The organism is Kitasatospora sp. NPDC002551 (assembly GCF_040296005.1).
Classification (GTDB): domain Bacteria; phylum Actinomycetota; class Actinomycetes; order Streptomycetales; family Streptomycetaceae; genus Kitasatospora.
Window position 1 is genome coordinate 64,202 of the sequence record NZ_JBEOWI010000043.1, and the last position, 9,909, is coordinate 74,110.

Sequence of the window (9,909 nt, forward strand, 5' to 3'; positions counted from 1 at the left end):
CTGCTGCCCGCTCCTGCCCGCAACAGAAATGGGGGGTAAGTTCTTATGCGCACGACCATTTCCGGCCGTCGGAACCGCTCGCGCCGCGCCGCCGCCACCGTCCTCGCGACCGTGCTCGCGGGCGGGACCGTCCTGCTCGCGGCGCCCGCCGCCCTCGCGCAGGACGACGTGCCGACGGCGGAGCTCAAGGTCGACGCCCCGGCCGTGATCGGACTCGCCGGCCAGCCGGTCGAGTTCACCGAGACCGTCACCAACACCAGCTCCATGGATTCCGGGTTCCAGCTCTTCCTGAAGGCCGTCACCGGCGCCGGCCTGCCGCAGACGGACGGCATCGCCATCGACTACCGCGACCCGGCCGACGGCGCGTGGAAGTCCGTTCCGCTGTGGATCGACGGCCAGTGGAGCGACACCGCCTACCGGGGTCAGCTGCCCTTCTCCCTGCAGATCCCGGCGCACCGGAGTGCGACGGTGAAGCTGCGGATCGGGCTGCCGATGGGCCAGCCGCACAACGGCGCCGGCAACGGGGGGATCCCCTCCCTGGCCCTGGAGTCCTCCGTGGCCATCGGTGCCCACGGGGCGCCGGCGGTGGAGGTGACCGACACGATCACGGTCGACGGCCTCAGGACCGGGGTGTCCGGCGTCCCGGGCACCGCGGTCGCGGGCGGCGCGCCCATCGAGTTCGACGCCGTGCTGAAGAACCCCACGGCCTCGAACTACGTCAACGTCGCCAACGTCCTGGGCATCGACCCGCACGCCCACGTCGAGGTCCGCAAGGCGAACGGCGCCTGGAGCGCGCTGACGCCGGTCCAGGGCGGCGGTGTCGACGACGGCCTCGGGGTCTACCTGGAGGGCCGTGACTCCTCGATCGGCGCCAACTCGACGACCACCCTGCGGGTCCGGATGTCGTTCGACGCGACCACTCCGCTCGGTCCGGTGACGGTGAACCCGTGCGTCTTCGTCAACGAGAACCCGGCGCGGCCTTTCTCGGGGACGACGATGTGCGCCGAGCGGGCGACCGTGAAGATCGTCGCGCCGGGCGCCTCGGCGTCCAAGGAGCAGCCGCCCGTGAAGGAGGCGTCCGTGAAGGAGGCGTCCGTCGGCAAGGGCGCGCCCGTGAAGGAGGCGCCCGCGGTGAAGCAGCCGCCCGCCGTGAAGGAGGCGCCCGCCGTCAAGGACGCGCCCACGGGCAAGGACGCCGCGCCTGTGGCCGCCCCCGTCGCCCCCGCCCCGTCCGCGTCGGCCACCACCGCCCCCGTGGCGGCGGCCCCGGGCGCGGTCGAGCTGGCCTCGACCGGCTCGTCCGAGCGGACCCCGTCGTACGCGGCGGCCGGCGTCGCCCTGCTCGCCGTCGGCGCCGGCGCCGCCTCCTGGGTCGTCCGCCGCCGCCGCGCCTGACGGCAGCGACCAGGGGGGGCTCCGGTGGTCGCCGCCGGAGTCGCCCCAGGGCATGAAGCAAGACCGTTCGACACGTCACCGATCGCTGCCGGCAGGTGCCGGCAGCGCAAACTGGGGGGGACTTCCCATGCGTTCAACTGTTACCGGCCACCAGGGCCGCGCGCGCCACACGGCCGTTCGTGCCGCCGCCGCCACCGTCCTCGCGACCGCCCTGGCGGGCGGGACCGTCCTGATGTCGGCGCCCACCGCCTCCGCGAACCCCATACCGACGGGGAAGCTCAAGGTGAACGCCCCGGCTGCGGTCGGAGGCGCCGGGCAGCCGGTCGAGTTCACCGAGACCATCACCAACACCGGTTCCCAGAAGGCCGACTACCACCTTCACCTGAGGGTCACCAGCGACGGACAGGTGGCGAGCGACCACGCCATCGTCATTGACTACCGCGACCCGGCCAAGGGCACGTGGAAGTCCGTTCCGCTGACGGTCGACAGCACGGGGGGCCTCGCCTATGACGGTGAGGTTCCCCGGGCGTTCGAGATCCCGGCGCACAGCAGTGTGACGCTGCGTCTGCGGATCGGCGTTCCGATGGGTTTGCCGCACAACGGTGCCAGCAACGGCTGGGTCCAGTCGGTGGCCCTCGAGTCCCGCTTGGGTATCGGTGCCCGCGGGGCCGCGGCGGACATCGTGACCAAGGGGATCAAGGTCCGGAACATCTCGCCCTCGCTGTCCCGCGTCCCGGCCACCGCGGTCGCGGGCGGCGCACCGATCGAGTTCGACGCCGTGGTGAAGAACTCCACGCCGTCGAACTACATCAACGTCGCCAACACCCTGTTCGTCGACCCGCACGCCACCGTCCAGGTCCGCAGGCCGAACGGCACCTGGACCACCCTGAAGAAGGTCTACAAGGGCATTCCCGACGACAACCCCGGGGTCTACCTCCAGGGCCGGGACTCCAGCCTCCGCGCCAACTCGACGACTACCGTCCGGGTCCGGGTGTCGTACGACGCCACCACCCCGCTCGGGCCGACGGACATCGGGCGGTGCGTCTACGTCAACGAGAGTCCGACCACGCCGTTCCGGGGGACGACGACCTGCACCAAGGGTGCCACCGTGCAGATCGTCGCGCCGGGCACCAAGGGCTCCACGGGCACCAAGAACACCACCGGCTCCAAGGGGCAGGCGCCCGTGAAGCCGGCGCCCGCCACCAAGGGCAAGTAGGCCCGACTGCGGTCGTGGGGGCGGCTCCGGCACCTGCCGGGGCCGCCCCGCTGCCGTCCTGCCTCGCGACGCTGCCGGACTACGAAGGGGCCGCGGCGTCCAGGGCCGGGGCGAGGACGGCGAAGGCCTCGGCCGTCAGGGCGGCCGGGTCGGCGGCGCCGTCGCTGTCGCTCCACCGCTCCAGGACGGCGCCGAAGGCGGTGAGCGCCATCCCGGCCGCGAGCCGGGGGTAGAGGTCGGTGGCCGGGTCGCGCCCCAGGCGGGCGGCCAGCTCCGCCGACAGCCCCTCGCGCCACTCGGCCTGCCGCTCCAGGAAGCGTGCGTGCAGGGCCGGGGTGCGCAGGATCAGCTGGACGGCCCGCAGTGGCCGCTCGCCGTGTTCGCCGTGCGTGCCGCAGACGGTCAGCGGCACCGAGACGGCCTGCCGCAGTGCCGCCGAGGGGGGTTCGCCGGCGGGGCGGGCGGCCAGTTCGGCGCGGATGCCGCTGCCCAGGTCGGCCAGGAACCGGACGATCACGTCCTCCTTGGACGCGAAGTAGCGGAAGAACGTCCGCTTGGACACCCCGGCCTCGGCCGCGATCGTGTCCACGGTGACCGCGTCGAACCCCTGGGCGGTGAGCAGCCGGAAGGCGGCCTCGGTCAGTTCGTCCTCGACGAGTTGACGCTTGCGCTGGGCCAGGCTGACGGCGGGTCCGGGAGTCACCCGACGATCGTAACGCCATGCCGGGGATGTCATCCAGTAGCGCCTTGACACCGAGTGACACTCGCGGCAGCATCTGCCACATGAAGCCTTTGGAACCAACGGACGGCAGTGCGGGCTGGAACGCCGGGCGGATCCCGGACCAGAGCGGGCGGGTGTTCGTCGTCACCGGCGCGAGCAGCGGGCTGGGACTGGCCACCGTCCGGGCGCTGGCCGAACGCGGCGGGCGTGTGGTCCTGGCGGTCCGCGACGAGGAACGGGGCCGCCGCGCCGTCGCCGGCCTCACCTCCGCCGCCGGGGACGCCCGCCTCGCCGAGCGCCTCGCCGAGCGACTGGAGGTCCGCCACCTCGACCTGGCCGATCTCGACACCGTCTGGACCTTCGCCGACCGGCTGCGCACCGATCACCCCCGGCTGGACGTCCTCGTCAACAACGCGGGCGTGTTCGCCCCGCCCCGCGCGCTCAGCCCGCAGGGCCACGAGCTGCAGTTCGCCGTCAACCACCTCGGCCACTTCGCCCTCACCGGCCTGCTGCTCGACGCCCTCGCCGCCGGCCGCGACCCGCGCGTGGTGACCGTCAGCTCGCTCAACCACCGCAAGGGGCGGATCCGCTTCGACGACCTCACCGGCGTGCGCGGCTATTCGCCGATGGCCTTCTACGACCAGTCGAAGCTCGCCAACGCGCTCTTCGGCCGCGAGCTCCACCGCCGGCTGACCGCGTCCGGCAGCCCGGTGCGCAGCCTGCTCGCCCACCCCGGCTACACCGCCACCAACCTGCAGACCAGCGGGCCCACCGGCCTCACCCGGCTGCTCTTCGGACGGCTGCTCAGGCCGCTCGCCCAGCGCCCGGCGGACGGCGCGCTGCCGCAGCTCTACGCGGCGACCGAACCGGCCGCCCGGGGCGGGGAGTTCATCGGGCCGGACGGCCGGGGCGAACTGCGCGGCGCGCCGACCCCGGTCCGGCTCGGCCCCCCGGCGGCCGACCCCGGGGCGGCCCGCCGGCTCTGGGCGCTCTCGGAGGAGCTGACCGGCGTGCGGTTCGGCCTGGCCGAGGCCGCGGCCTGAGGCGGTGTCCTGATGCCGGCGTCCTGAGGCCGGCGGCCTGATGCCGGTTCACGCGGGCTCCGCGGCCGTGCTTCAGCGGCCGAGCGCCCGGTCGGCGATCAGCCGGGCGCAGGCCGCCGCGTCCAGCACGGCGGTGTCCACCTCCAGGTCGTAGCGCACGCCCCGGTGCACCGCCTCGGCCTGGGCCGCGGCCATCCCGGGGACGCGGTCGCCGCGGGCCCGTTCACGGGCGGCGGCCACCTCGGGCGCGCAGCGCACGCCGACCCAGAGCACGTTCAGGCCGTCCAGTGCCCCGCGCCAGCGCCGCTGGGAGGCGGTGGCGCCGAGGAACACCTCGTCGACCACGATCCGCGCGCCGGCCCGGACCATCGCCGCGACGCCGAGCGTCCAGGCGGCGTCCAGCGCGGCGAACGCCGGCCCGACGGTCACCGTTCCGTCGCCGTGCTCCAGCCCGCCGATGCCCGCCCCGCCGATGCCCGCCCCCTGCGACGAGGGGACCGCCTCCCGAGCGGACACGCCGCGATCGCCGCCGCTGCCCGGTCCGGCCTCACCAACCGCGCCGGGCGCGGCTCCGCCGGAGCCACCGCCGGAGCCGCGCAACGCGGCGGGCAGGGCGGCGATCAGCGTGTCCACCCCGAGGGTCAGCCAGGGGACCGGCAGCACCTCCTGCAAGTGGCGGGCGATGCTGGACTTCCCGGAGCTGGAGCCCCCGTTGAGGACGATCACCTGACAATCGGTCATCCGATCACTCTAGAGGGGCGGTCCAGGTAGGACCGGGTGGTCACTCGATGGTCACGCTCACTTCCATCCGGTCCGCACCGGGCGTGCCCGCGACGTCGAGGGTGACGCCGCTCCAGGTGCCGCCGGGCTCGTTCAGCGCCGGGAGGGTGTGCTCGCCGATGCTGGTGTTGCCGAGCGACGGGTAGAGGTCGGTGTCGTCGCCACGGTTGCCCTGGCCGAAGATCTTCGCCAGGTCGCGCCGGCCGTCGGCCTGCATCAGCTCGATGGCGAGGTGCTTCTCGTCGTTGACGTTGTCGATGCTCTCGTCGACGACGTACGCGGCGATGCCCTGGTCCGGCAGGAACTCGTCCTGCCCGCTCTGGCGCCGGTACTCGACGATGATGTACTGCGTTCGGGTCATCCGCGGGCTGCGGACGAACAGGATGTCGCCGCCCTCGGAGACCGGGTGCAGGGTGAGGTCCTTGGTGGTGCTCTCGATCAGCTTCGGGGTGGTCCAGCCCTGGAACATCCGCAGCATGCCGTTCGGGTACACCGGGGTGATGCCCTTGTTGCCCCAGGAGCCGGCCGCCATCAGGCAGTAGTTGCCGAGGCCGTTGGACTTGGTGAACTCGATGTCGCCGGTGTCGTAGTAGTCGGCGTAGCCGCAGGCGAGGTGGCCCCACTCGTGGCAGCAGACGCCGACCTTGCAGTCCTCGGGGACGGTCAGGAAGGTCTGCACGGCCAGGCCGGGCGCGACGGGGGTGGGGTCGTCGTTGAGCCACTTGGCGCTCCACAGGGCGTCCGGCACCTTGGCCGGGTCCTCGACCGCCTCGGCACCGGTGCCGGCGTGGACGACGAACAGGGCGGTGACGTCGCCCGTGCCGAGGGCGTCGAAGTCCTTGGTGAACTGCACGCCGCCCTTCTTGATCGCGATCTCCAGGGCGTCGGCGGCCATGCCCTGCTCGTTCCTGGGCGGGTTGCCCTGGCCGGACTGGTTGTCGGCGTAGAAGGAGATCGGGTGCGGCAGCTGGAACCAGCCGTGCACCTCGCCCTGGACGTCGATGCCGCCGGCGCTCGGGTCGGTCGCGTCGAAGCCGCTGATCAGGCGGTAGTAGTCGCGCATCGAGCCGGTGGCGAAGGTACCGGAGCTGAACAGCAGCTCCTTGAAGTGTTCGGGGGTGTTCGCGGGGTCGTGGGGCTGGTCGGGGAACTCCACCAGCAGCACCATGGTCCGCACGACGCCCTTGAGCTGCTTGCTCGGACGGGTGATCAGCTGGGCGTCGGTGCTGGGACCGGGGCGGGTGGCCCCGTCGTCGAGCCCGATGACGTTCTCGCCGCGCACCCGGGATCGCCAGACGTAGTAGTACTGGCCGAAGGTGATGAACTTGGGCAGCCGGCGGGTCTCGATCAGGTTCAGGTACTCGTCGTGGAGCGCCTGGAGCGCGTCCGGTGACAGCGGGACCGGACAGGAGCGCGGACGGGACAGGTCGTCGGGGAGGGAACGGGGACGCAACGGGGTTAATGTGTGACGCATGGTGACGGCTCCTTCGAGCCTGCTCACCCCGCCGGGGCGTGTGCGGCGCCGCTGGGGCGTGGTCGGCGCTCCGCCGGGTGGGGAGGTCGCCGGCAATCGGGCCGGCTCGCCGACAGGCGGTCGGGTCCGGCCGGTACCGATTGCGAAACGGGTGATATGCGGTTTTCTGTCCCTATTTTGACGCTCCGCATGCCCGCAGCACCAGACCCGAAGCCCTGTCGGTTTCCGCCGGGTGCCGCTCAGCCCGCCCGGTACGCCGCCGCGGCCGCCGTGAAGGAGGCGGCGAGCTGCGGGTATCCCGCCCAGTGCAGGTGCAGATACGAAGCGTGAATATTCTCCGCCCCGGCCGCGCCCGCGAATCCCTCGGTGCGCGGACCGGTCGGCAATCGCCAGCCCCAGGCGGGCCGTTCGCCCTGACCCGGCTCGCAGACCGTCCGGTGGAACTCGTGCCCCCGCAGCCTGGCCCCGGCCGGCGCCAGCGGCGAGTCGTGCAGCGCGACGGCCTCCCGGTACCCGAGGGTCAGCCGCTCGGTCATCCGGGCCGAGGTGTCCAGTACCCCGCACATCGGCAGCCCGTCCAACTCGCGCCCGAGGTAGAGCAGTCCGGCGCACTCGGCCGAGACCGGTCCGCCCGAGGCCGCGAACGCCGCGATCGCGGAGCGCAGTTGATCGTTCGCACTGAGTTCCCGGACGTACAGCTCGGGGAACCCGCCGCCGATCACCAGGCCCGCCGTGCCCGCCGGCAGGCCGTCGGCGTGCAGCGGGTCGAACGGCACCACCTCGGCGCCGGCCGCGCTCAGCAGCTCGGCGTTCTCCGCGTACGAGAAGGAGAACGCCGCGCCCCCGGCCACCGCGATCCGCGGCGCGCCCTCGACGTGGGACACCTCGCCCGAGGGGTCCCACGGCTCGGCGTCCAGTGGCGGGGCGGTCCGCGCCAGCGCCAGCACCGCGTCGAGGTCCACCGAGCCGGCGACCAGCGCGCCCATGTCCGCCACCGCCCGCAGCGCCTCCGCCGAGCGCTCCACGGCCGGGATCAGCCCCAGGTGCCGGGACGGCGTGGCGACCGCCGCCGAGCGCCGCACCGCGCCCAGCACCGGCACCCCCGAGCCCTCCTCCAGGGCCTCCCGCAGCAACTGCTCGTGGCGGTCGGAGGCGACCCGGTTGAGGATCACCCCGGCCAGCCGCACCTGCGGGTCCCAGGAGGCGAAGCCGTGCACCAGCGCCGCCACCGAGCGGGACTGCGAGGAGGCGTCCACCACCAGCACCACCGGGGCCCGCAGCAGCTTGGCCACGTGCGCGGTGGACGCCAGCTCGCCGCGCCCGGAGGCGCCGTCGAACAGGCCCATCACGCCCTCGACCACCGCCACGTCCGCCCCGGCGGCGCCGTGCAGGAAGAGCGGGGCGATCCGCTCCGGCCCGCACATGAACGCGTCCAGGTTGCGGCCCGGCCGCCCGGCGGCCAGCCCGTGGTAGCCGGGGTCGATGTAGTCCGGGCCGACCTTGTGCGGCGAGACGGCCAGCCCGCGCGCGCCGAGCGCGGCGATCAGACCGGTGGCGATGGTGGTCTTGCCGGCGCCCGAGGAGGGCGCCGCGACGACGAGACGGGGGATGTTGTTCAACGAACTACCACTCGATACCGCGCTGGCCCTTGCGGCCGGCGTCCATGGGGTGCTTGACCTTCGTCATCTCGGTGACCAGGTCGGCGGCGTCGGTGAGCGCCTGCGGCGCGTACCGGCCGGTGATCACCACGTGCTGGCTGCCCGGGCGGTCCTTCAGCACGGCCACCACCTCGTCCGGGTCGATCCAGCCCCAGTGCATCGGGTAGGTGAACTCGTCCAGCACGTAGAAGCGGTAGGTCTCGGCGGCCAGGTCGCGCTTGACCTGCTCCCAGCCCTCCTTGGCCGCCGCCTCGCTGTCCAGCTCCATCGCGTCGGTGCGCTGGATCCAGGACCAGCCGGAGCCCATCTTGTGCCAGTCGACGGTCCCGCCCTCGCCGGAGGCGCCGAGCACGCGCAGCGCGTTCTCCTCGCCGACCTTCCACTTGGCGGACTTCACGAACTGGAACACCCCGACCGGCCAGCCCTGGTTCCAGGCGCGCAGCGCCATGCCGAACGCGGCGGTGGACTTGCCCTTGCCGGGGCCGGTGTGCACGGCGGTGATCGGCAGGGTACGGCGCTGACGGGTCGTCAGGCCGTCGTCGGGAACGCTCTCGGGGACACCCTTGGGCATGTCGGCTCAGGCCGCCTTTCGCATCGCGGGGGAGGTCGGACGGTTCTCGCGGACGAGCGAGGCGACGCCGTCGGCGCGCAGCTCGTCCAGGGTCACGGAGGCGGCCCGCAGCCGGGCCGCCAGGGCGCCGGCCAGGCCGAGGCGGACCGGACCGGACTCGCAGTCCAGCACCACGCTCGCCACGCCCTGCGCGGCCAGCAGTCCGGCCGCCCGGTGGGACTGCGCGACGGCGTCCCGCCCGCCCCCGGTGGCCCGGCCGTCGGTCACCACGACCAGCAGCGGACGGCGGTCCGGGTCGCGCAGCCGCTCGACCCGCAGCACCTCGTGGGCCCGCAGCAGCCCGGCCGCCAGCGGGGTGCGCCCGCCGGTGGGCAGCGACTCCAGCCGGGCCGCGCCGACCTCCACCGAGGAGGTGGGCGGCAGCGCCAGCTCGGCCGAGGCGCCGCGGAAGGTGATCATGCCGATCTTGTCGCGGCGCTGGTAGGCGTCCATCAGCAGCGACAGCACCGCGCCCTTGACGGCGGTCATCCGCTGCCGGGCCGCCATCGAACCGGAGGCGTCCACGACGAACAGCACCAGGTTGGACTCCCGCCCCTGACGCACCTGCTCGCGGAAGTCGTCCTTGTGCAGCACCAGCGCGCGCGAGGACCGGCCGCGCGCCACCTGGTGCGGGGCGGCGGCGCGCAGCGTGGCGCTCAGGTGCAGCCGGGCGAGCCGGCCCCGGGGGCGGCGGGCCCGGATGGTGTGGCCGCCGTCGGTCTCGGCGGGGGAGCGGCGGCCCTGGGCGCCGCGTCCGGTGCCGTCCACCGCGAACAGCCGGGTGCGGTACGGGTCGCCGGCCGCGACCGGCGCCGACTCCCGGGCGGGGGAGGGGTGCTGGGCTGGGACGGGCTGCGGGTCCGCCGGCTGCGCCGCCTCGGCGCCCTCGGCCGCCTCGACGGGCGAGGGCGCCGGCTGCGCCGCCCGCCACGGCCGTCCAGGTGGCGCCGTCGGCGGACTCCTCCAGAGCGACGTCGAGGGTGGGAGTGGTGCCGGTGGCGGCGGTGCAGTG

Annotated in this window: 9 protein-coding genes; 3 read left to right on the plus strand and 6 right to left on the minus strand. The window is 73.9% G+C overall.

All coding sequences use genetic code 11. The features are described from left to right. Positions 1-45: 45 nt before the first annotated feature. A complete protein-coding gene (locus ABT093_RS29645; protein ID WP_350569671.1) occupies positions 46-1,395 on the plus strand; it encodes a hypothetical protein in 1,350 nt (449 codons plus the stop codon). Positions 1,396-1,522: 127 nt separating this feature from the next. Further along, on the plus strand, positions 1,523-2,611 hold the full coding sequence (locus ABT093_RS29650) for a hypothetical protein (protein ID WP_350569672.1): 1,089 nt from the start codon (positions 1,523-1,525) through the stop codon (positions 2,609-2,611). Between the two features lie 79 nt (positions 2,612-2,690). Here the strand turns inward: ABT093_RS29650 and ABT093_RS29655 are convergent, their stop codons facing one another. Further along, positions 2,691-3,314 carry an acyl-CoA-like ligand-binding transcription factor gene (locus tag ABT093_RS29655; protein WP_350569673.1) on the minus strand — a complete coding sequence of 208 codons (624 nt, stop codon included), beginning with the start codon at positions 3,312-3,314 and terminating at the stop codon, positions 2,691-2,693. 80 nt (positions 3,315-3,394) lie between these two features. On the opposite strand from ABT093_RS29655, the gene ABT093_RS29660 reads away from it, so the two are divergent. Then, positions 3,395-4,375 (plus strand): oxidoreductase, encoded by a 981-nt coding sequence (locus tag ABT093_RS29660; RefSeq protein WP_350569674.1) that lies wholly within the window; start codon positions 3,395-3,397, stop codon positions 4,373-4,375. A gap of 72 nt (positions 4,376-4,447) precedes the next feature. On the opposite strand, the gene ABT093_RS29665 is transcribed toward ABT093_RS29660, so the two are convergent. The 5 genes from ABT093_RS29665 to ABT093_RS29685 form a co-directional block, all read right to left on the minus strand. Next, positions 4,448-5,116: a chloramphenicol phosphotransferase CPT family protein gene (locus ABT093_RS29665; protein ID WP_350569676.1), complete on the minus strand. Its 669-nt coding sequence runs from the start codon at positions 5,114-5,116 to the stop codon at positions 4,448-4,450. A 40-nt stretch (positions 5,117-5,156) separates the two neighbouring features. Further along, on the minus strand, positions 5,157-6,629 hold the full coding sequence (locus tag ABT093_RS29670) for a M6 family metalloprotease domain-containing protein (RefSeq protein ID WP_350569678.1): 1,473 nt from the start codon (positions 6,627-6,629) through the stop codon (positions 5,157-5,159). Positions 6,630-6,868: 239 nt separating this feature from the next. Continuing rightward, positions 6,869-8,248 (minus strand): cobyrinic acid a,c-diamide synthase CobB, encoded by a 1,380-nt coding sequence (locus tag ABT093_RS29675; protein WP_350569680.1) that lies wholly within the window; start codon positions 8,246-8,248, stop codon positions 6,869-6,871. 4 nt (positions 8,249-8,252) lie between these two features. Further along, a complete protein-coding gene (cobO, locus tag ABT093_RS29680) occupies positions 8,253-8,858 on the minus strand; it encodes a cob(I)yrinic acid a,c-diamide adenosyltransferase (RefSeq protein WP_350569682.1) in 606 nt (201 codons plus the stop codon). Between the two features lie 6 nt (positions 8,859-8,864). After that, the coding region (locus tag ABT093_RS29685) for a vWA domain-containing protein (protein WP_350569683.1) at positions 8,865-9,909 on the minus strand (1,045 nt) is incomplete at its 5' end.